Source organism: Roseateles sp., from assembly GCF_965229315.1.
In the GTDB taxonomy this organism is placed as follows: domain Bacteria; phylum Pseudomonadota; class Gammaproteobacteria; order Burkholderiales; family Burkholderiaceae_C; genus Pelomonas.
Genome location: NZ_CBDDJA010000002.1, coordinates 1015138 through 1037097, shown reverse-complemented (window position 1 = coordinate 1037097; position 21960 = coordinate 1015138). Strand labels below are relative to the sequence as shown.

At 69.3% G+C, this 21960-nt stretch carries 12 protein-coding genes and 1 pseudogene; 8 read left to right on the top strand and 5 right to left on the bottom strand.

The features are described from left to right. Positions 1 to 12 precede the first annotated feature (12 nt). The 5 genes from ACO07H_RS09530 to ACO07H_RS09510 form a co-directional block, all read right to left on the bottom strand. Entirely contained in the window at positions 13 to 375 is a 363-nt protein-coding gene (locus tag ACO07H_RS09530; protein ID WP_422013451.1) for a DUF4398 domain-containing protein, read from the bottom strand. Between the two features lie 172 nt (positions 376 to 547). After that, positions 548 to 2923: a protein kinase domain-containing protein gene (locus ACO07H_RS09525; protein ID WP_422013449.1), complete on the bottom strand. Its 2376-nt coding sequence runs from the start codon at positions 2921 to 2923 to the stop codon at positions 548 to 550. A gap of 12 nt (positions 2924 to 2935) precedes the next feature. Continuing rightward, positions 2936 to 4732 (bottom strand): serine/threonine protein kinase, encoded by a 1797-nt coding sequence (locus tag ACO07H_RS09520; protein WP_422013447.1) that lies wholly within the window; start codon positions 4730 to 4732, stop codon positions 2936 to 2938. A gap of 175 nt (positions 4733 to 4907) precedes the next feature. Then, positions 4908 to 8756: an ATP-dependent RNA helicase HrpA gene (gene hrpA / locus ACO07H_RS09515; protein ID WP_422013445.1), complete on the bottom strand. Its 3849-nt coding sequence runs from the start codon at positions 8754 to 8756 to the stop codon at positions 4908 to 4910. Positions 8757 to 8781: 25 nt separating this feature from the next. Beyond that, a complete protein-coding gene (locus ACO07H_RS09510) occupies positions 8782 to 9219 on the bottom strand; it encodes a VOC family protein (protein WP_422013443.1) in 438 nt (145 codons plus the stop codon). 61 nt (positions 9220 to 9280) lie between these two features. On the opposite strand from ACO07H_RS09510, the gene argA reads away from it, so the two are divergent. From argA to hemH, 8 genes and pseudogenes are all read left to right on the top strand, one after another. Further along, a complete protein-coding gene (argA, locus tag ACO07H_RS09505) occupies positions 9281 to 10624 on the top strand; it encodes an amino-acid N-acetyltransferase (protein ID WP_422013441.1) in 1344 nt (447 codons plus the stop codon). Between the two features lie 78 nt (positions 10625 to 10702). Then, positions 10703 to 10981, top strand: a complete 279-nt coding sequence (locus ACO07H_RS09500) for an oxidative damage protection protein (protein WP_422013439.1) — start codon at positions 10703 to 10705, stop codon at positions 10979 to 10981. 381 nt (positions 10982 to 11362) lie between these two features. Beyond that, positions 11363 to 11659 (top strand): H-NS family nucleoid-associated regulatory protein, encoded by a 297-nt coding sequence (locus tag ACO07H_RS09495; RefSeq protein WP_422013437.1) that lies wholly within the window; start codon positions 11363 to 11365, stop codon positions 11657 to 11659. Between the two features lie 352 nt (positions 11660 to 12011). Then, positions 12012 to 15182: a putative bifunctional diguanylate cyclase/phosphodiesterase gene (locus ACO07H_RS09490; RefSeq protein ID WP_422013435.1), complete on the top strand. Its 3171-nt coding sequence runs from the start codon at positions 12012 to 12014 to the stop codon at positions 15180 to 15182. Positions 15183 to 15191: 9 nt separating this feature from the next. Next, on the top strand, positions 15192 to 17066 hold the full coding sequence (gene dnaG / locus ACO07H_RS09485) for a DNA primase (protein WP_422013433.1): 1875 nt from the start codon (positions 15192 to 15194) through the stop codon (positions 17064 to 17066). Between the two features lie 334 nt (positions 17067 to 17400). Then, entirely contained in the window at positions 17401 to 19659 is a 2259-nt protein-coding gene (gene rpoD / locus ACO07H_RS09480) for an RNA polymerase sigma factor RpoD (RefSeq protein WP_422013431.1), read from the top strand. A gap of 158 nt (positions 19660 to 19817) precedes the next feature. Then, positions 19818 to 20786, top strand: coding sequence for an adenylate/guanylate cyclase domain-containing protein (locus tag ACO07H_RS09475; protein ID WP_422013429.1), 969 nt, complete (start codon positions 19818 to 19820; stop codon positions 20784 to 20786). A 65-nt stretch (positions 20787 to 20851) separates the two neighbouring features. Beyond that, positions 20852 to 21945: pseudogene (gene hemH, locus ACO07H_RS09470) on the top strand (ferrochelatase). Positions 21946 to 21960: the final 15 nt, after the last annotated feature.

The following is a 21960-nucleotide window of genomic DNA, read 5'->3' as shown; positions in this document are numbered from 1 at the left end:
CGTTGGTGCGGATCACGAGCGGTTGATCTGAGCCTGCAGCTGCTGGATGCTTTCGCGCAGTTCGATCAGCGCCCGGTCGGAGCGTGCGGAACGGGCCTTGGCCTGGGCCAGTGCGGCGTCGGCGGACGCCTGCTCGGCCAGTTGGCGCGCGGCGACATAGTCCTTGGCCGCCATCGCGGCGTTGGCGCGGGTCAACTTGTCGCGCGCCGAGGCGAGTTCTGCCGGCGCATCGGCGGAATTGCTGGAGGCCTGGTCCACCGCGGCATTGGCGACGGCCAGTTGCTCCTTGGGCGGCGGCGCCGAGGCACAGGCGGCCAGCGCCAGGGCGAGAGCCAGGGCGAGGACACCTTGGCCGTGCGTCGAATTGAATTTCATTGCGGACTCCTGCGGTTTTGATCGCGCCGGCCGCCAAGGCATCTCGGTGGCCGGTGTCAGCGGGGTGCCGACATTGCCAATTCAGTATTCGCCAGGAGCGGCGCGCCAACCGTCAGCGGGTCGCGCCAAGATTTGTGGGACTGGCCTTACAGCCCCGGTGCGGATGCAGCCGTCAGCCGGCCGCCTGCCGGAAGGCCATCACGGCCTGGTTGCGAAGCGTGCGCAGCAGGGACAGCTCCTTGTCGCTGACCTGCACGGCGCCGGCCCGCGCATGGTCGGCATAGATCAGGCCCAACGGCGCGCCCTTGAGCATCAGCGGCAGCAGCAGGAAGCTCTGCGCGCCGAACTCGCTGTTGAACCACGCGGGCAGTCGCGACGCGATGTTCGCGGCACGCGCGTCCTGGATCAGTGTGTCGACGCCCTTCAGGCAGATCGCGCCCAGCAGGTCCGGCGGCTGCGCGGTGAGGTCTACACGCAGCAGCGGCGCCAGGCGTTCGATGTCGGCACCCACGCCCAGGCGCCCGGTCAGCGTCTGGCCGCGCCCATCGCGCAGGCAGAAGATGACGCGGCGCAGGCCCAGGGCGCGGTACATGGTCTCCATGATCATGCGCAGCACTGCGTTGAGCTGCGCGCTGTCGACCATGGCGTCGGTGATCTCCTGGATGCCGGCGGCCAGCAGTTCGCTCGCGTGGGCGGCGTCTGCCGGTGCGCCAACAGCCGTGCGCTCCAGCACCAGCGTGGGCGCGAGTTCATGCGCCGTCAGCGAGTCATGCGGCGATGGGGCCAGCGGCGCGAGCAGACGCTGCGCATGGGACTCGCGCGGCAGCCGCAACTCCAGCGCCTCGGTCATCTGCGCAAGGTGCTGGCGCGCCGTGTCCGCCGCCTGCTCGAAGGCCTCGGCACTCACGCCCAGCGCCCGTGCATGGCGCTGCGCCAGCGCCCGCAGCCTGGCATGGGCCTGCTCGGGGGGCGTGTTGAGGATGAGGTCCGCCATGTCGTTGCTGGCGCGGGCCAGCCAGCGCTGGCGCTCGGCGCTGTCCTCGATGAGCTTGGCCGGCGCATCGCCGCCGGGGCGGCGCATCGAGCGTTGCAGGCTCACGGGCAGCCCCCATTGCCGGGCCACGCCCAGGCCCAGGCCCTCGTAGCTCATGCCCAGCACCTGCGTCGAGGCCGCGGCCTCACTGAGCGGCGGCTGGCCCTCCTCGGCCGCGCCGGCGAGGCGGCGCACCGCGTCGGCCTCTTCCGGGAAATAGAACTCCGTCAGCGTGCGGCCCAGGTGGTGCAGCATGGCGCCGAGGAAAGCCTCCTCGGCCTCGCGCGGGCTGGCGCACAGCTCGCGCGCGAGCGATGCGGCCATGAGTGAGCGCAGGAAGTCCTCGCGCAGGCGCTGCGCATGGCCCTTGTTCTCCATGCGCTCCAGCAGCACCAGCGACAGCGCCAGGTTGCGGATGCCGGCGAAGCCGATCAGCGCCACCGCGCGCGACACCGTGCTGATGCCGCCGCCACCCGCGTGCTGGTATTGAGCCGTGTTGACCAGGCGCAGCAGCTTCTGCGTCAGGGCCACGTCCTTCAGGATCTCGTTGGACAGGCTGGCCAGGCTCTCGTTCTCGGACTGCGTGAGCCGCTGGATGCGGCTGATGGCGTCGGACAGCGCGGGGAAGTCGCTCTTGTGCCGCATGCGGCGCAGCAGGAAGTCCAGCACCGGCGCCTCGTGGGTGTCGGCATCGGGTTCCGCCACCGGCCGCAGCCAGGCCGCCAACGCGTCGCGCAGCAGCATGGCGCTGGGCCAGCGCGCCGAAGGGTCACGCGCCAGGCCACGCTGCACGATGGCGCGCAGCGCGTCGTCCACGTCGCTGGCCAGGCCCGAGGGCAGGTGCAGGTCGGTCGTCTGCACGCGCTGGATGGCACGCCAGGGGTCGGGGTCCTGGTTCAGGCGCTGGCCGCTCAGCATCTCGGCCAGCATGACGGCGGCGGCGAACACGTCCATCTGCGGCTGCGGCGGCGCGCCGCGCGCGGCCTCCGGCGAGATGTAGCCCGGCGTGCCGACGATGCGGGCCTGCAGCCGCGTGTCGGTGGACACGCGCGCCGCGATGCCGAAGTCCATCACCCGCGGCCGGCCGCGCGCGTCGAGCAGGATGTTGCTGGGCTTGAGGTCGCGGTGCACGAGGCCGGCGGCGTGCGCCGCCACGAGGCCGTCCAGCACGGCCAGCATCATCGTCACCGCCTCGGCCGCGCCGGGCCTGGGGCCGGCACGCAAGCGCTGGCTCAGCGTGCCGCCCGCCACGTACTCGAAGACGAGGTAGGACTGGCCGCCCTGCGTGTCGGCCTCGAAGACCGGCACGATGCTGGGGTGGGTGAGCCGGCTGACGGCGCGGGCCTCGTGCAGCCATTCGTCCACGCTGCCGGGTTCCGCAGCCGGCTTGAGCAGCTTGACGGCGACCTCGCGGTCCAGCAGCGGGTCATGCGCCAGCCAGACCGTGGCCTGCCCGCCCTCGCCCAGGCGCTGCAGCAGCCGGAAGCGGCCAAGCTGGGGCAGGTCTTCAGCCACGGTGCGGGCCGGTCACGAGCCGCCGCGTTGGGTGAGGCGCTCTCGCAGCGACGACGCTGCCGGCGCTTGCTGCACCGGCGCCGCGCTGGCGGCGGCACGCGCCGAGGGCTGCTGCGCGGCGGGATTCAGCGCCGCCATGACCTCGCGCAGGCCGATACCCAGTGGCTTCGCATAGCGGCGTGTCGCCGCTTCGACCGCCGCGCGGCGCTTGTGCTCGGGCTGGCCCAACGCATCGACCAGCTCGTTGGCGAAGCTGCAGGTCAGGCGGATGGTGTCGGCATCGCTGCGCGCGGCATGCACCGGCGCATCCAGCGGCTGGCGGCGGACCATCTGCAACAGCTCGTCGCCCAGGCCCCAATGACGGGCGACGGCGATGCCGAGCACGTCCAGGTCGCAGCCGAGCACGGCATAGGCGGCGGCCTGCTCGCTCAAGCTCGGCGGGTTGAGCAGTTCCTCGGTTGGCTCGGGCGGCTGCATGAGCTGGCGGATCTGCTGCGCGTCGTCCGGGAAGTGGTACTGAAGCAGCAGCCGGCCAAGGTTCTGCATGACGGTGATGAGGTAGACCACCTCCGCGTCGTAGCCCGCCGGGCGCAGTGCCTGCGCGACCTCACCGGCCTTGACGACGCGGGCCATGACCTGGCGCAGCATCTCGGCCGCCACCGGCTGCAGCGGCCCCGGCCAGGGCTTGAGCGCGTTGGCGGCGACCTGCAGGCCGTCCAGGCCGATCATCTGGATCGCGCGCTGCATGTTCAGGATGGCCTCGCCCTGGTGGCCACCCTGCCTCAGTGCATGGTTGACGCGACGCACCAGTTCCAGCGTCAGCGCCATGTCCTTGAGCACGAGTTCCGACAGCGCGCTGGCATGCTGGGCCTCCAGGCCCGAGCCGGCCGTGAAGCGGTGCACGCCGGTGGTCGTCGTCGGCAGGTGGCCGATGCGCTGCAGCTTGTCCAGCAGCAGCACGATGGGGCCGCCGTCATCGTGGGCGGCGGACTGGCGCCAGCCGTCCAGCGCGCGCCAGAAGCTGCGCGCCAGGTGGTAGCGCTGGCGGGCCTGGCGGTCCGTCGCGCGGTTGCAGATGGCGCGCAGCGGGTCGGGGATGGGGTGCGGCGTCTCCCACCCCAGGCGCACGATCTCGCGGCCCGGATAGCCGGAAGACGGCTGCATCTGCTGCACGACGGCCTGCAGGTCGCGCTGATCCAGCACCGGCTTGCCGCTGAGCGTGCGGTGCAGCAGCAGGCCCACGCACAGCACGTCTTCCTCGGCAGACTCGCGCACGGCGCGGCGGGTGACGGTGTTGAAGTCGACGTGGGCGGGGAACACCTCCTGGGCCACTTCCAGGCCGATCAGGCGCACCTTGTCGTTCGCATCGATGACCAGGCTGGCCGTCTGGATGTCGCGGTGCGCATGGCCGGACTCGTGCGCGAAGGCCAGGCCTTCGAGCAACTGCGCCACCCACCCGGCCGCTTCCAGCGGCAGCGGCGCGGATTGGCGCGCAAGGCGCTCCTCCAGCGTCTCGCCGAGCGTGCGCTCGTAGGCCACATAGGGCCGGCTTTCGACCTGGCCGACCTCGAACACCGGCGCCACGTTGGGGTGCTGCACGCGCCCGCCGGCCTGCGCCATGCGCAGCCAGTGCTCCATGGCGGCCAGGCTGTTGGGCTGCTCGCGCGGCATGCACAGCATCAGCTCCTGGCCATGGCGCGGGTCGTGCACCAGCCAGACCATGCTGCGCGCGCTCTTGGACAGCAGCGCGCGCAGCTCGAAGCGGCCAAGGCTTTTCAGCGGCGGTGCGGCGGGACTGGTTTCGGGCACGATGAGGAAGAAGGCAGCGAAGCTGTCACGGAGATAGGGCGCATTGGACTCCAGGCCGGTGCGGGCTAGCTTGCAAGCAGGCGTCGAAATGCCCCGGTTTTCGGCGGCAATCCCAGCCCTGCGTGCAGCAGCTCACGCCCCGATCATCGGCCCAACCACCGGACCCAGTGCACGCTCAACCGCACAGCTGCGCCCAAACCTTGTCCAGCCGCTTCACGCTGACGGGCTGGGGTGTCCTGAGTTCCTGGGCAAACAGGCTGACGCGCAGCTCCTCCAGCTGCCAGCGGAAGTCGTCGAGCCGGGCATCGCGCACACCCTTGAGCTCCGCCAGACGGCGCGTGTAGCGCTGCTCCAGCGGCCTGACCTCGCTCATCAGCTTGGCGTCGCGGGCGGCGTCGGCGCGCAGCTTGTCCAGCCGGGCGGTGATGGCCTTCAGGTAGCGCGGCAAATGCTGCAGCTGCGCCCAGGGCGTGTCCAGCGCGAAGCGCTTGGGCACCAGGCGCTGCAGCTGCACAGTGATGTCGTCAGCCACGTCCTTCGCCGGCCGCGAGTCCTTGAGCTTGCGGGTCGCGTTGGCCAGTTCCTGCAGCACGGCATGCACGGCGCGGGCCACCTCCTGCGCGATCAGGTTCAGGCGGCTGCGGCCTTCGTCGATGCGCTTCCTGAAAGCGAGTTGATCGGCGGGCAGCGGGTCGGCCAGGAAGGCGCGGTCCAGCGCCACGCCGATGACCTGGTCGCGCAAGTCCTCGGCCGTGCCCAGGCCCATGTAGAGCACGGACATGCGCTGCAGGTCGGGGATGTTCTTCTCCAAAAAACGAAGCGGCTCCTTGAGCTGCAGCGCGATGAGCCGGCGCAGGCCGGCGCGGTGCTTGGCGGCGGCGACCTCGGGCTCGTCGAAGACCTCGATCTCGACGTGCGCGCCCTTGTCGATCAGCGCCGGGAAGCCGATCAGCGTCTGGCCGCCCTTGCGGACCTCCAGCAGCTCGGGCAGCTCGCCGAAGGTCCAGTCCGTGTAGGCCTGGCTGACGTCGCGCGCCGCCTCGGGCTTCTTCGTGACGATCTCGGCACGGATGCCCTTGCCCGTCACCGGCGCTGGCGCCGGCTTGGGCGCCTCGGCGGCCGCGGGCAGTTTCAGCGCCGCCAGCGCCTGGAAGGCCGACCGCGCCTGCCCGCCCAGCTCTGCCTTCAGCGCGGCGAGCTGGCGGCCCTGGCCCAGCTGGCGGCCATGCTCGTCCACGACACGGAAGTTCATGAACAGGTGAGCGGGCAGTTGCTCCAGCTTGAAGTCATTACGCTGCACGGCGAGCTGGGTGCGCTCTTTCACCGCCTTCAACAGCACGTCCAGCAGGCCGCCCTGGCCGAAGCCATTCAGCGCGATGAACTCGGCCACGAAGTCCGGCAGCGGCGTGAGCCGGGCCCGCGGCTTCTGGTGCAGGCTCTTCAGCAGCGCCGTCACCTTCTGCGCCAGCATGCCGGGCACCAGCCACTCGGCACGTTCCTCGCTGACCTGGTTCAGCGCAAAGATGGGCACGGTGACCGTCAGGCCATCGCGCGCGTCGCCGGGCTCGTGCAGGTAGGTCGCCGCGCAGTCCACGCCGCCCAGGCGGATGACCTTGGGGAAGGCCTCGCTGGTGACGCCCGCGGCCTCGTGGCGCATCAGCTCGTCCTGGCTGAGCTGCAGCAGCTTGTCGTTGCTCTTGCTGGCCTCGCGCCACCACTTCAACAGCGTCGCGCCGGAGAACACGTGGGCGGGCAGCTTGTCGTCGTAGAAGGCGTAGATCAGCTCGTCGTCCACCAGCACGTCCTGGCGGCGCGACTTGTGCTCCAGCGCTTCGACCTTGGCGATCTGGCGGCGGTTGTGGCCCAGGAAGGGCAACTGCCGCACCAGCTCATCCGGCAGGTCGTCGTTGACCAGCCCCTCGCGGATGAAGATCTCGCGCGCCGCCTTCGGGTCCACGCGGCCGAAGTTCACGCGCTTGTTGCTGTACAGCACGATGCCGTACAGCGTCGCGCGTTCGAGCGCCACGACCTCGGCGGCCTTCTTCTCCCAGTGCGGCTCCAGCAGCTGCGTCTTGATCAGGTGGCCGGCAATGGGCGGCAGCCATTGCGGCTCGATGTTGGCGATGCCGCGGCCGTACAGGCGCGACGTGTCCACCAGCTCGGCCGCCACGATCCAGCGGCCCGGCTTCTTCGAGAGGTGCGCGCCCGGGTGGCGGTAGAACTTGATGCCGCGCGCGCCGAGGTACCAGTCCTCGTCGTCGCTCTTCTGGCCGATGTTGCCCAGCAGCCCGGCCAGCATCGACAAGTGCACCTGCTCGTAGGTCGCGTCGCTCTGGTTCAGCCGCCAGCCCAGCTCGGCGACGACCGTGTGCAACTGCGAATGCACATCGCGCCACTCGCGCACGCGGCGTGGGCTGACGAAGTTCTCGCGCAACAGCTGCTCGTGCTTGCGGGCGGACAGCTTGTGTTCGCCGTCGCCACCTCGGCTTTCACCCAGCCACTTCCACAGCTTCAGGTAGCCCATGAACTCCGACTTCTCGTCGTCGAATTTCTTGTGCTTCTCGTCGGCGGCCTGGGCCGCTTCCATCGGCCGGTCTCGCACGTCCTGGCCGCTCAGCGCCGAGGCGATCACCAGCACCTCGGTCAGCGCGTCGCGCGTGCGGGCCTCCAGGATCATGCGTCCCACGCGTGGGTCCAGCGGCAGGCGCGAGAGCTCTTTGCCGAGCGGCGTCAGCTCGTTGTTGTCGTCCGTCGCGCCGAGTTCCGCCAGCAGCTGGTAGCCGTCCGCAATCGCCTTGGGCCGCGGCGGCTCCAGGAACGGGAAGCGCTCCACCTCGCCCAGGTGCAGCGCCTTCATGCGCAGGATGACGCCCGCCAGTGACGACCGCAGGATTTCCGGGTCGGTGAACTTGGGCCGCTCGTTGAATTCCTTCTCGCTATACAGGCGAATGCAGATGCCGTTGGCCACGCGCCCGCAGCGGCCCGCGCGCTGGTTGCTTGCGGCCTGGCTGACCGGCTCGATCAGCAGTTGCTCCACCTTGTTGCGGTAGCTGTAGCGCTTCACGCGCGCGAGACCCGGGTCGATGACGTAGCGGATGCCCGGCACCGTCAGCGAGGTCTCGGCCACGTTGGTCGCCAGCACGATGCGGCGCTGGCCATGCGGTTCGAACACCTTGTCCTGCTCGGCCTGCGACAGCCGGGCGAACAGCGGCAGGATCTCCACGCCAGGCGGGTGGTGCTTGCGCAGCGCCTCGGCCGCCTCGCGGATCTCGCGCTCGCCGGGCAGGAAGACGAGCACGTCGCCGCCGCCCTCGCGCCACAGCTCGTCCACGGCGTCGGTGATGGCGTTGTTCAGGTCGTATTCGCGGCTTTCCTCGAATGGCCGGTAACGCTGCTCGACCGGGAAGAGGCGCCCCGACACGGTCAGCACCGGCGCCGGGCCTTTGCTGGACGCGAAATGGTTGGCGAACCGGTCCGCGTCGATGGTGGCGGACGTGACGACGATCTTCAGGTCCGGCCGGCGCGGCAGCAGCTCGCGCAGGTAGCCCAGCAGGAAATCGATGTTGAGGCTGCGCTCGTGGGCCTCGTCGATGATGAGGGTGTCGTAGGCCCGCAAGAGCGGGTCGCTCTGCGTCTCCGCCAGCAGGATGCCGTCCGTCATCAGCTTGACCGACGCGGTCTTGGCCAGCCGGTCCTGGAAGCGGACCTTGTAGCCCACCACATCGCCCAGCGGCGTCTTCAGCTCCTCGGCAATGCGCTTGGCCACGCTGCTGGCGGCGATGCGCCGCGGCTGCGTGTGGCCGATCAGCCCGCCGCCGTTGAGCCGCCCACGGCCCATCGCCAGCGCGATTTTCGGGAGCTGGGTCGTCTTGCCCGAGCCGGTCTCGCCGCAGACGATGACGACCTGGTGCTGATCAAGCGCCTGCGCGATTTCGTCTCGGCGGGCCGAGACGGGCAGCGATTCAGGGAAGGAAATGGAAAGAGCCGGTTGAGGCAACCGGCTCTCGGATCGTTCAGGATTCATTGCGGCGGGATTGTCCCGCACCCGCTCAAGTCGGCATCGGGGCGTAGCTGATGACCTGGATGACGGCGCCCTGCGGGTCCTGCAGCACGGCCATGCGGCCGATGGTGGGGATGTCGAAGGGGCCGGCCAGCACGTGGGCGCCCAGGCCCCGGGCCTTCTCGACGGTGGCGTCGCAGGACTCGACCGTCACGTACGAGCCCCAGACGGCCGGGCCGGGCTGCTGCTGCTTCATGATGCCGCCGATGGCGACCTCGCCGGCCTTGATGACGTGATAGTCGCCCTCGCCCAGGTTCATCGTGTCGTAGGTCCAGCCGAACAGGCTGCCGTAGAAATCGCAGGCGGCCTTGGCGTCGCTGCTGGACAGCTCGGTCCAGCTGAAGGCGCCAGGGGTCGTGTAGACGTCGTTGTAGTCCTTCATCGCGGTCTCCGGGTGGGTGGAGCGGTCATCCTCAGTGGCGAACATGACGGCGTCAAGTGCAGGAAGCGACCCGCCCGCGCGCCGCGTCCGGGCCACAATTCGCGGCATGACCGGTCTTGTCTTTCCCCACACCTTCGTGCCCTGGTTCCGTGCCGTGGCACCCTACATCCACGCCTACCGTGGCGAGACCTTCGTTGTCGGCATGCCCGGCGAGCTGATCGCCGCCGGCAAGCTCAATGCCTTCGTGCAGGACCTGGCGATCCTGCATGCGATGGGCATCAAGATCGTGCTGGTGCACGGCTTCAGGCCCCAGGTCAACGAGCAGTTGATCGCCAAGGGCCAGTCGCCGCGCTTCAGCCACGGCATGCGCATCACCGACGCCGTGGCGCTGGACTGCGCCCAGGAGGCGGCCGGGCAGTTGCGCTTCGAGATCGAGGCCGCCTTCAGCCAGGGCCTGCCCAACACGCCGATGGCCAACGCGACCGTGCGCGTCTTCTCCGGCAATTTCCTGACCGCACGCCCCGTCGGCATCGTGGACGGCGTGGACTTCCAGCACTCGGGCCTGGTGCGCAAGGTGGACGCTGCGGCCATCCAGCGCGCCATCGACATCGGCGCCATCGTGCTGCTGTCGCCCTTCGGCTTCTCGCCCACGGGTGAGGCGTTCAACCTGAGCATGGAGGACGTCGCGACGTCCACCGCCATCGCGCTGCAGGCCGACAAGCTGCTGTTCGTCTGCGAATCGGCCGGCGTGCCGGAGAACCCGGCCGATCCCGACAGCCCCATCGACACCGAACTGGCCCTGGCCGACGCCGAGCGCATGCTGTCCAAGGTCGCGCCCTATCCGGCACCGACGGATGCCGCCTTCTACCTGCGCCACTGCGCCGCCGCCTGCCGCGCCGGTGTCGAGCGTTCGCACATCATCCCGTTCGCGGTGGACGGCGCGCTGCTGCAGGAGGTGTACACCCATGACGGCATCGGCACCATGGTCGTGGACGAGAAGCTCGAAAGCCTGCGCGAGGCGACGTCCGACGACGTGGCCGGCATCATCCAGCTCATCGAGCCCTTCGAGCGCGACGGCACGCTGGTCAAGCGCAGCCGCACCGAGATCGAACGCGACATCGAGGCCTACACCGTCATCGAGCACGACGGCGTCATCTTCGGCTGCGCGGCGCTGTACCCCTACGTCGAAGCCCACACGGCCGAAATGGCGGCACTGACCGTCTCCGGCGAGGTGCAGGGCCAGGGCGACGGCGACCGGCTGCTCAAGCGCATCGAGCAGCGCGCCAAGGCCATGGGGCTGGACAGCATCTTCGTGCTGACGACGCGCACGATGCACTGGTTCATCAAGCGCGGCTTCCAGCAGGTCGACCCCGAATGGCTGCCGGAGGAACGCAAGCGCAAATACAACTGGGATCGCCGCTCGCTGGTGCTGGTCAAGAGATTCAACTAAGCCCTGGTCCCTTCCTCAAATGGCCGGCGCGCTAAAGTGCCGGCCGTTTTCGCTTTTTGTTATCCCAGGAGAGCTGCCATGCCCCGCACCGTCCAATGCGCCTATCTGAAGAAGGAAGCCGAAGGGCTGGACTTCCCGCCCTATCCCGCCCACACGGAACTCGGCAAGCGGGTCTGGGAAAACATCAGCAAGGAAGCCTGGGCGGCCTGGATGAAGCACCAGACCATGCTGGTCAACGAAAACCGGCTGAACCTCGCCGACCTGCGTGCGCGTCAATACCTGATGCGCCAGGCCGAGCAGTTTTTCTTTGGTGCAGGCGCCGAAACGGTGGCCGGCTACGTGCCGCCGACAAACTGAGCAAGGGCCTGCAAACGCGCGGCTGGCGACGCGTCCCGCGATGACTCGGCGCCGGACGGCAGAAAATCCAGGCAACCGCCATCACCATTTGCAACGCGGTGGCAATATCACGGATGCCGGGCCATGCACACACGCGGCCCGCATGCCGGCGGCATTCAGCGGCGCGCATTCAAACTCCCGGGGCCGGTCGAATTCGAACCGTGGAATCCAAACCCGTCGCCACCAGCCGACAAAACCCCTTGCCTGAATTCCCGACACGCGATTTAATTCCGACGCGGAGATAATCGCTACGGCCACGGATTGACACCTGGCCCGGCACCTCCGAGGCCTCGGCACCGATGTCGAGAGTCTCCACGCTGAAATCGCACGAGGAATAGCAGCATGTCCACTCTGAAAGAACTCCTGGCCCAGCGCGAAGCGCTCGACGCCCAGATCAGCCAAACCAAGGATCGCGAGCGCAGCGAGGCGGTGGCCAAGGTCAAGTCCCTGATGAGCGAATATGGCCTGTCGGTCGCAGATCTGAGCATGCGCGTGCCCAAGCCGGCCAAGGTCTCCAAGGTGGCGGCCAAGTATCGCAACCAGGCGACCGGCGAAACCTGGAGCGGCCGCGGCCTTCAGCCCAAATGGCTGAAAGCGGCAGTCGCCGGCGGCGCCAAGCTGACCGATTTCTCGGTCTAAGCAGGGTTTGCAGGCCTTCGGAACGCCCTTTGATGGCGTTTTGACGGCCTGCCAATATGATTGGGGTGCGGTTCGCCATGGTTTGACGAAACCTCCCACTCAGCTTCAAGACGGGCACCCCCGTGAATCAGGGCCATCCTCGGGATGGCCCTTTTCATTGCCGGTGCGTGCACCTCTAAACTGACGCAGGTGCCTTTCGTCATGATGCCCCCGGCAATCATCAGGGTTTTGCCTGAGATCACGCAGGATCTGGCCCAGCGAGATTCAGCCCATGTTTGCCCACCCTCACCCAAACAAATGCCTTTTTGACGCCTGCGGTCTGCAGGCCCCGGGCATGGCGGCGGCTTGAGTGATGGACCTGCGTGCCGGCATCACCGAACCCGGCGCAGGCGCGCCAGGCCTGGGTGCCGGCCAACCGCCCCCCACGGCATCGCCGGCCGGCCCGCGCCGCATCCATGACCGGCGCGGCTGGCGCAGGTTGCGCCGTGTCGGCTGGGCCGCGCTGGCCGGCCTGGGCGGCGGGCTCGTCACCGCGTGGAGCCTCGCGAGTGACGTGCTCCCGGCGTTCTTGCGGCTGCCCCAGCCTGCGGGTGCAATGCCCGCCCACGACGGGTTCGTGCCGATGCTGCTGGCGGCGCTCGGTCTGCTGGCGCTTTGGCGCCTCAGCGTCTGGGTGCTGCCGCTGGTGATGGCGGGCATGCTGCTGGGCGGCGGCCTGCCGCTGTTGTTCAAGCCCCCGGCCGGCAGCCGGCTGGGCGCACTGGACCTGCTGGTCAGCGCGCCCGTGCTCAGTGCGCTGGCCCTGCCGCTGCTGGCCGTTGCGCTGAATCGCACGCTGCTGCGCCGGCTGCGGCTGAGCGGGAGGCTGAACGGCTGGCGCGATGTCGGCCTCTTCGGCACGCTGGCGGGCGTGGCGGCACCGTTGCTGGCGGGCGCCTTCGCGTTCGGCGCGTTGCTGGCGGACGGCATCACCGGCAGCGGGGCGCTTGCCGACGCGCTGGCGTTGACCGGCGCCTGGATGCTCGCGCTGCTGAGCATGGGCACGGTGCTGCAGGCCAGCATGCAACGGCCCCGCCCGGGCGGGCGCTGGACGGGCCGCGTGCTGGCGGCGGCAGCCGTCGCCGCGCAGCTCGGCCTGGCCTGGATGCCTGAAGCCGGCGCTGCCTGGCTGCTGCCCCATCTGCTGCTGTGCCTGCATGCCCTGCAGGCCTCGCCAAGGGCCAATGCGCTCCTGGGTACCGGCCTGCTGGCGCTGTGGGCACTGTGCGCGCCGGCCACGCCCGCGGCGTTCGCGCTCGGCGCCGCGCTGGCCGTGTTGCCACTGAGCCTGATTGCGCTGGGTCAGCACCAGCGCCGCGACGACGACGGCTGGCGCAGCGCGCTGGACGCGCAAGGCCTGGCGCTGGCCGAATGGCGGCTGCCGCAAGGCCGCCGCCATGCGTCCGCCCGCTGGCTGGCGCTGACGACCTCGGCGGACGCCCCCACCGCCAGCGGCCCGCTGGACTGGGTGCGGCTGGCCCACCCCCATGACCGCGAGCGCGTGCGCCGCATGCTGCGCGACCTGCTCAAGCTGGCGGACAGCGCACGGCTCAGCCTGTCGCTGCGCCTGGCGGCCGACGGCGGCGACTGGCGTTGGCACGAGTTGCAGGCCCACGTCGCGCAGCGCGACCGCCGCGGCCATGCGCGCAGCCTCATCGTCACGCTGGCCGACATGAGCTGGCGCCACACGGCCGAGGAACGCGAGCGCCTGTCCGCCACGCTCTTCCAGCAAGCCGGCGAGGGCCTGGCCATCGTCGATACGCAGTGGCGCATCGTCGAGGTCAACCCGGCTTACTGCGACATCCTGCATGCACGGCGCGAGGCGCTGATCGGCCGCCTGGCCGCGCCGCTGAGCGTGGCCAACCTGCAGCGCAGCGGCCACGACCCGGGCGCGCTGCAGGCCGAGCTGAATGCCGGCCGCACCTGGAGCGGCCAACTGCGCGCCACGCTGGACGACGGCGGCCACTGCACCTTCGCCGCCAGGCTCAGTCCCGTGCCGGAGCCCGAGGGCGTCGGCCCGCGCTGGCGGCTGCTGAGCCTGACCGACCTGGGTGAGCGCCTGCACCAGCAGGAGTTGCTGCGCCGCAGCCGGCGCTTCGACATCGCCACCGGCCTGCCCAACCGGGACGAATTCGTGCGGCTGCTGCAGCCATCCATGGCCACGGCGCTGCGGGACGGCTTCAAGCTGGTCGTCTGCATCATCGACCTGGACGACTTCGCCCGCGTCAACGCCGAGCACGGCCAGCTCGTCGCCGACGCCGTGCTGCTGCAGCTCAGCGCAAGGCTGAAGGCGACGCTGCGCGGCACGCGCGGTGCCGCCGCAGCGGACACGGCCGACCAGCTGGCCCGCCTGCATGGCGACGAATTCGCGCTGCTGATCCGCATCCAGACGCCCGAGGAGGCGCAGCGCGCGATGGAGCGGCTGCTGGGTGTGCTGTCGCTGCCCGTCGCCATCCGCGAAAGCCATGTCGGCAACGGCCTGGCGCTCGAAATCGGCGCCAGCATGGGCGCCACGCTCTACCCGCTGGACGATGCCGACCCGGAGACGCTGCTGCGCCACGCCGGCCATGCGCTGTACCGCGCCAAGCGCGCCGGCCGCGGCGGCATCCAGTTCCACGACCCCACGCTGGACCAGCGCGACGAGGCCGGCCTGCTGGCCGTCGCCCGCCTGCAGCGCGCGCTGGACGCCAATGAGCTGCTGCTGCACTACCAGCCGCAGATCGACCTGCGCACTGGCCAGGTGATGGGCGTGGAGGCGCTGCTGCGCTGGCAGCACCCCGAGCGCGGGCTGCTGGCACCGGCACATTTCCTGCCGCTGGTGGAGGCGACCGGCCTGGCCGTGCAGATCGACGACTGGGTCATCGAGCAGGCGCTGGCGCAGACCGGCGCCTGGGCGCGTGCCGGCGTCAACGGCGGCAAGGGGCTGCCGGTCAGCGTGAACGTCGGCGCCAGGCAACTGCGCCGCCACGACTTCCCGCAGCGGCTGCAGGAACTCGTGCAGCGCCAGCCCCCCGAGGCGGCCGCACTGCTGCACCTGGACGTGCTGGAGGCCGACGCACTGGCCGAGACGGCCGCCACACAGGCGCTGATCCAGCGCTGCCTGGGCCTGGGCGTGGGCATCGCGCTGGACGACTTCGGCGCGGGCTACTCGCGCCTGTCGTCACTGAAACGCCTGCCGGTGGACACGCTCAAGCTCGACCGCAGCTTCGTGCAGGGCATGCTGGGCGACGCGCAGGACTTGTCGCTGGTGGAAAGCGTCATCGGCCTGGCCCGCAACATCGGCTGCGCCGTGCTGGCCAAGGGCGTGGAGAGCCGCGCCCACGCCCGCGAGCTGCTGCGCCTGGGCTGCCGCCTGGGCCAGGGCAATGGCATCGCCGTCGCCATGCACCCCATGGCACTGCCGGGCTGGATGGAGGCGTTCGGCAACGGCGACTGGGCCGGGCAATTGCGCACGCCCACGGCCTCGTCCCAGGCGCCTCCTTAAACTGCGGGGGTGATTCCCCAAGGCTTCATCCAGGACCTGCTGTCCCGCGTCGACATCGTCGAGGTCGTGGGCCGCCACGTCGATCTGAAGAAAGCCGGCATCAACCACAAGGGCCTGTGCCCTTTCCACGGCGAGAAAAGCCCCAGCTTCATCGTCAGCCCCAGCCGCCAGACCTACCACTGCTTCGGCTGCGGCGTGCACGGCAACGCCATCGGCTTTCTGATGGAGCACACCGCCGCCACCTTCGTGGAAGCGGTGGAGGACCTGGCCCAGCAGGTCGGCATGGTGGTGCCGCAGGAGGACCGCAGCCCGGAGCAGATCGAGCGCGCCAAGGCCGAGAAAGCCCGGCAGCACAGCCTCACCGACGTGCTGGCCCGCGCGTCGGGCCACTACCAGGCCCAGTTGCGCAAGTCGCCCCGCGCCGTGGCCTACCTGAAGGGGCGCGGACTGACCGGGCAGATCGCCAAGCGCTTTGAACTGGGCTACGCCCCCGAGGGCTGGCGCGCGCTGGCCAGCGGATTCCCGTCGTACGACGACCCGCAGCTCGTCGAGTCCGGGCTGGTCATCTCGCCCGAGGTCGAGCCGGGCGAGGACGCGAAGCGCTACGACCGCTTCCGCGACCGCATCATGTTTCCCATCCGCAATGTGCAGGGCGAGGTCATCGGCTTCGGCGGCCGCGTGCTGGACAAGGGCGAGCCCAAGTACCTGAATTCGCCGGAAACACCGGTCTTCAGCAAGGGCAAGGAGCTTTACGGCCTGTTCGAGGGCCGCCAGGCGATGCGCCAGCGCGGCTATGCGCTGGTCGTGGAAGGCTACATGGACGTCGTGGCACTCGCCCAGTACGGCATCGGCAATGCCGTCGCGACGCTGGGCACGGCCTGCACGGCCGAGCACGTGCACAAGCTCTTCCGTCACACGGACATGGTGGTCTTCAGCTTCGACGGCGACGCCGCCGGCCGCCGCGCCGCCGTGCGGGCGCTGGAGGCCGCCCTGCCCCACGCGACCGAGACGCACACCGTCAAGTTCCTGTTCCTGCCCACCGAGCACGACCCCGACTCCTACGTCCGAGAGCTGGGCGCCGAGGCGTTCGAGCGCTGCGTGGAAGGCGCGGTGCCGCTGTCGCGCCAGCTCATCACCGTGGCCGGCGACGGCTGCGACCTGGGCACGCCCGAAGGCCGGGCCCGCATGCTCAACCAGGCCCGTCCGCTGTGGAACCTGCTGCCGGACGGCCTGCTGCGCCGCCAGTTGCTGGGCGAGATCGCCCGCCAGGGCCAGATGCCGGAGCGCGAACTGCAAGCGCTGTGGCTGGGCGAAGCGGTGGCCCCTGCCGCCGCCGCGGCAGCGCCGGCGGGCCCTGCCGAGCGCCCGCGCTGGCAGCCCAAGGGCGAGTGGAAGCCCAAGGGCGACTGGAAGAACCGGCAGCGCGGCGAAGAAATCCGCCCTGCCGGCCCGCGCGCGGCCCCCGCCACGCACGCCGACAGCGCGACGCGCCTGCTGCTGCTGCACAGCGAACTGTGGGATGCGCTGGCCGACGAGGACCGCGCGCTGATGCACGATCTGCCGGGCATCCACGGCGAGCTGATCCAGTGGCTGGAGCGGCACCTCACCCACCACGGCGCCAGCCCGTGGGCCGTCATCGAAGCCGGGCTGCTGGCCGATGGGCTGTCGGCCGCCGCGGCCAGGCTGTCGCGCCCCAGCCGCGAGCTGGGCGTGGAGGAGCAGAACCCGGCGGGCGACCTGGAGATCGCCATCGGGCAGCTGCGCCGGCAACGCCAGCAAGCCTTGGCCGCGACGGCGGGCGGCAGCGCCACGGACGAGGACCGGCGCCGCGCGCTCGAACTGATGGCCACCTTGCGTGCCCATCACGGGGTGACGCGCAGCTGAGGCCGCCCTTTTTGACCTGTCGATGAATTTCGCAGATAATCTGACGTTTTCCGCGCGCGTCAACAAGAGTGACGGCAGAGACTTGCCGGACCCGGCCACCCAGCGACACTGGGCAACCCATTGAGGGTTTTGATGGCCAACACATCCGCCAGCTCTGCATACCAAACGATCACGCCAGCTTGTTCGCGCCACGCCTGGGTCCCTCGCCCGATCATCGGGTGATACCTGGCGACGAAAGCCACCGCCCCCTGCCCCGCCGGTTTCAGTCCGTGCCCGGGCAGGCAGCGGTGGCTGCTGCATTTTTGATTTGACCGCGCAAACCCGAAGGACCTGCATGACCGCCAAGAAGACCGCGCCCAAGGCCAGCCCCGCCCCCGCCGAAGAGCCCAAGAAGAAGACGGCGGTGAAGGCTGCCGCCGAGGCGCCCGCCAAGACCGCCAAGGCGGCTGCAGCAGTCAAGCCGGCCGCGAAGGCGGCCAAGACTGCCGCGACGGAAGAGGACAAGCCCAAGCGCGGTCGCAAGCCCAAGGCGGAAACCGAGTCCAAGAAGGCCGGCGGCAAGAAGGTCGTCGAGGAAGACGTGGACCTGTCCGACGTCGATGCCGAACTGGAGGGCGAAGAGCCCGAAGTCGAGGAGACCGCCGCCGTCGTCGCGGAAGACACGCCCAAGGCCAAGCCTTTGCGCATGAAGGTCAGCCGCGCCAAGGAGCGCGCGCTGATGCGCGAGTTCGGCCTGGAAGAGACCGCGCTGACCGAAGAGGAAGCCCTCAAGCGCCGCAGCGAGCTGAAGACCCTCATCAAGATGGGCAAGACGCGGGGTTTCCTGACGCACCAGGAAATCAACGACCACCTGCCCGAGAAGCTGGTCAGCGAGGAAATCCTCGAAGCCATCGTGTCCATGCTCAACGACATGGGCATCGCGGTCTACGAGCAGGCGCCCGACGCCGCCACGCTGCTGATCCAGGGCAACACGACGGCCACGTCGACCGAAGAGGAAGCCGAAGAAGCCGCCGAAGCCGCGCTGTCGACGGTGGACTCCGAGTTCGGCCGCACCACCGACCCGGTGCGCATGTACATGCGCGAGATGGGCACGGTCGAGCTGCTGACCCGTGAAGGCGAAATCGAGATCGCCAAGCGCATCGAAGGCGGCCTGCAGGCCATGATGCTGGCGATCTCGGCGTCGCCGACGACCATCGCCCACATCCTCGAATTCGCGACCAAGATCCGCGCCGGCGAGATGCAGATCTCCGAGGTGGTGGACGGCTTCGTCGCCGCCGACGAGGCCGACGACTATGTGGCCGAAGAAGACTTCGACGAGTTCGACGAGGAAGACGACGACGACGGCAACGGCGGCTCCAAGGCGCTGACCAAGAAGCTCGAAGAGCTGAAGAACGCCGCGCTGGTGAAGCTGGACTCCATGTCGACGGCCTTCGACAAGATGCGCAAGGCCTTCGAGAAGGAAGGCTACAAGTCGGCCTCGTACAACAAGGCCCAGCAGGCCATCAGCGCCGAGCTGATGACCATCCGGTTCACGGTCAAGACGATTGAAAAGCTGTGCGACATCCTGCGCAGCCAGGTCGACGACGTGCGCCGCTACGAGCGCGAACTGCGCAAGATCGTGGTCGACAAGTGCGGCATGCCGCAAGAGCACTTCATCAAGACCTTCCCGCCCAACATCCTCAATCTCAAGTGGGCCGAGAAGGAAGTGGCGGCGGGCAAGCCCTACAGCACCATCCTGGCGCGCAACCTGCCGCCGGTGCAGGAGCTGCAGCAGAAGCTGACGGACATCCAGGCCAAGGCCGTCGTGCCGCTGGACGACCTGAAGGACATCAACAAGAAGATGAACGAGGGCGAGAAGGCCTCTCGTGACGCGAAGAAGGAAATGATCGAGGCCAACCTGCGCCTCGTGATCTCCATCGCCAAGAAGTACACCAACCGCGGCCTGCAGTTCCTGGACCTGATCCAGGAAGGCAACATCGGCCTGATGAAGGCGGTGGACAAGTTCGAATACCGCCGCGGCTACAAGTTCTCGACGTACGCGACGTGGTGGATCCGCCAGGCCATCACGAGGAGCATTGCCGACCAGGCCCGCACCATCCGCATCCCGGTTCACATGATCGAGACGATCAACAAGATGAACCGCATCTCGCGCCAGCACTTGCAGGAGTTCGGCTTCGAGCCCGACGCCCCGACGCTGGCCGAGAAGATGGAGATCCCGGAAGACAAGATCCGCAAGATCATGAAGATCGCCAAGGAGCCGATCTCCATGGAGACGCCGATCGGCGACGACGACGACAGCCACCTGGGCGACTTCATCGAGGACACCAACAACACGGCGCCCATCGAGGCCGCGATGCAGGCCGGCCTGCGCGACGTGGTGAAGGACATCCTGGACAGCCTGACGCCCCGCGAAGCCAAGGTGCTGCGCATGCGCTTCGGCATCGAGATGCAGAGCGACCACACGCTGGAAGAAGTCGGCAAGCAGTTCGACGTCACGCGCGAGCGCATCCGCCAGATCGAGGCCAAGGCCATCCGCAAGCTCAAGCACCCCAGCCGCTCGGACAAGCTCCGTACGTATCTCGACAACCTGTAAAGGTTGGAGAGAGACGTGACCGCCGCCAGGCGGTGGGGCTCGCGCAGCGAACCCCACGGAGCTTGCGCCATGACTCGCGCAGCGAGGCATGGCACAAGCCGAGCGCGAATCATCAAGGCCGGCTCGTCCGGCCTTTTCTACGTCCGATAATCCTGCCCATGACCGCGATCCGCGAGCGCACCGTCCTCTTTGCCGACCTGCGCGGCAGCACAGGGCTGTACGAATCCCTCGGCAACGCCGAGGCCAGCGGCATGGTCACGCAGACCGTGGGGCAGATCAGCGGTGCGGTGCTGGAGAGCGGCGGCCAGCTCATCAAGACGCTGGGCGACGGCCTGATGGCCGCCTTCGAGACGCCGCGCGACGGCGTCCGCGCGGCCCAGCGCATGCAGGAGCTGCTCGAGAAGACCGTGCAGCGCGCACGCCGCCAGAGCAACCCTGCCCTGCTCGCACTGCGCCTGCAGGTCGCGCTGGCGCGCGGCGAGGTCGTGGAACTGAACGGTGACTGCTTCGGCGACGCGGTCAACGTCGCCGCGCGGCTCATCGACCATGCCGGCGACGGCGAAATCCTCATCACCACCGAGGTGTTGGCCGGGCTGCACCATGCGTCCAAGGGTCGCTTCCGCAGCCTGGACCGCATCTCCGTGCGCGGTCGTGTGGAGCCGGTACACGTCTACCGCATGGACAACGCCACGCTGCCGGGCGCCGACTCCGCCGCCACGCAGTTCGGCGAACCCATGCGCTCCGTCGAACCCGACGGCATGCGCCTGATCTGGCAGGATCTGGACCGCGTCTTCGACATCGGCGCCATGCCCATCGTGCTGGGCCGCAGCGTGCAGGCCACCTACTGCATCACCGACGCGCGCGTGTCGCGCTCGCACGCCCGCATCGACTGGCAGGGCAGCAGCTTCGAGCTGACCGACCTCTCCTACAACGGCACCTACGTGCGCTTCGGCGACTCGGGCGAACTGCTCAGCCTCAAGCGCGGCTCGTGCACGCTGCACGGCAGCGGCGTCATCGGCCTGGGCGGCCCGCCGGCCGACGAGCTGTCGCCCTGCGTGCGCTTCGAGGTGCTGCACTTCTACGACACGGAACCCCAGCCGTTTGGCGGCCCGCGTTCGAGACGATGAGGCCGCGGCCAACAGGCGTTCGGCACGCCACATTCATTCACCGCTGATGGCGGCACAACAAAAAAATGCCCTTCCTCCCCGAACCGCCGCGGCGCCACGGTGACGCCACCGGCCCGGACACGGCCGTCCTGCTGTGCAACCTCGGCACACCTGACGCGCCGACGGCGCCGGCACTGCGCCGTTACCTGGCCCAGTTCCTCGCCGACCCGCGCGTCGTCGAGATCCCCCGGCTGATCTGGTTGGCCATCCTGCACGGCATCATCCTGCGCGTGCGGCCCGCCAAGTCCGCGGCCAAGTACGCCACCGTCTGGACGCCCGAGGGTTCGCCGCTGAAGGTCTGGACGGACAAGCAGGCCAAGCTGCTGCAAGGACTGCTCGGCGAACACGGCTTGCGCGTGCGCGTGGTGTTCGCCATGCGCTACGGCGAGCCGGCCATCGCCGCCACGCTGGACGCCCTCAAGCGCGACGGCGTGCGCCGCGTGCTCGTGCTGCCTGCCTACCCGCAGTACTCCGGCGCCACGACGGCCAGCGTCATCGACGACGTGGCCCGCTGGACGCTCACGACCCGCCACCTGCCCGAGCTGCGCTTCGTGAACCGCTACCACGACGACGCCGGGTACATCGGTGCGCTGGCGCAGACCGTGCGGGAGCACTGGCAGCGCGAGGGCCGTGGCGACAAGCTCGTCATGAGCTTTCACGGCATGCCCGAACGCACGCTGCACCTGGGCGACCCCTACCACTGCGAATGCCTGAAGACCGGCCGGCTGCGGCCGAGGCGCTGGGGCTGCAGGCCGGCGAGTGGCAGGTGACCTTCCAGAGCCGCTTCGGCAAGGCCAAGTGGCTGGAGCCCTATACCGAACCCACCCTCATCACGCTGGCCCAGGGCGGCCTGAAGTCGGTCGACGTCATCTGCCCCGGCTTCTCGGCGGACTGCCTGGAGACGCTGGAAGAGATCAACCAGGAGGCGCGCGCCGCCTTCCTGGCGGCCGGCGGCCAGCGCTTCAGCTACATCCCGTGCCTGAACGACCACCCAGCCGGCATGCGGGCGCTCGCCAGCGTGGCCGAGCAGCACCTGCAGGGCTGGCCGACGACGCCGCCCCACCCCGACACGCTGGCCCTGCAACGCCAGCGCGCGCTGGCTGCCGGAGCGCGGGAGTGAGCGAAGCGCCGCCGA

Excerpts from the sequence above, each read along its gene's own strand:
- rpoD (WP_422013431.1), top strand. The coding sequence starts at position 17,401 with ATGACCGCCAAGAAGACCGCGCCCAAGGCCAGCCCCGCCCCCGCCGAA.
- ACO07H_RS09510 (WP_422013443.1), bottom strand. The coding sequence starts at position 9,219 with ATGTTCGCCACTGAGGATGACCGCTCCACCCACCCGGAGACCGCGATG.
- ACO07H_RS09530 (WP_422013451.1), bottom strand. The coding sequence starts at position 375 with ATGAAATTCAATTCGACGCACGGCCAAGGTGTCCTCGCCCTGGCTCTC.
- ACO07H_RS09475 (WP_422013429.1), top strand. The coding sequence starts at position 19,818 with ATGACCGCGATCCGCGAGCGCACCGTCCTCTTTGCCGACCTGCGCGGC.
- ACO07H_RS09495 (WP_422013437.1), top strand. The coding sequence starts at position 11,363 with ATGTCCACTCTGAAAGAACTCCTGGCCCAGCGCGAAGCGCTCGACGCC.
- ACO07H_RS09490 (WP_422013435.1), top strand. The coding sequence starts at position 12,012 with ATGGACCTGCGTGCCGGCATCACCGAACCCGGCGCAGGCGCGCCAGGC.
- ACO07H_RS09500 (WP_422013439.1), top strand. The coding sequence starts at position 10,703 with ATGCCCCGCACCGTCCAATGCGCCTATCTGAAGAAGGAAGCCGAAGGG.
- argA (WP_422013441.1), top strand. The coding sequence starts at position 9,281 with ATGACCGGTCTTGTCTTTCCCCACACCTTCGTGCCCTGGTTCCGTGCC.
- hrpA (WP_422013445.1), bottom strand. The coding sequence starts at position 8,756 with ATGAATCCTGAACGATCCGAGAGCCGGTTGCCTCAACCGGCTCTTTCC.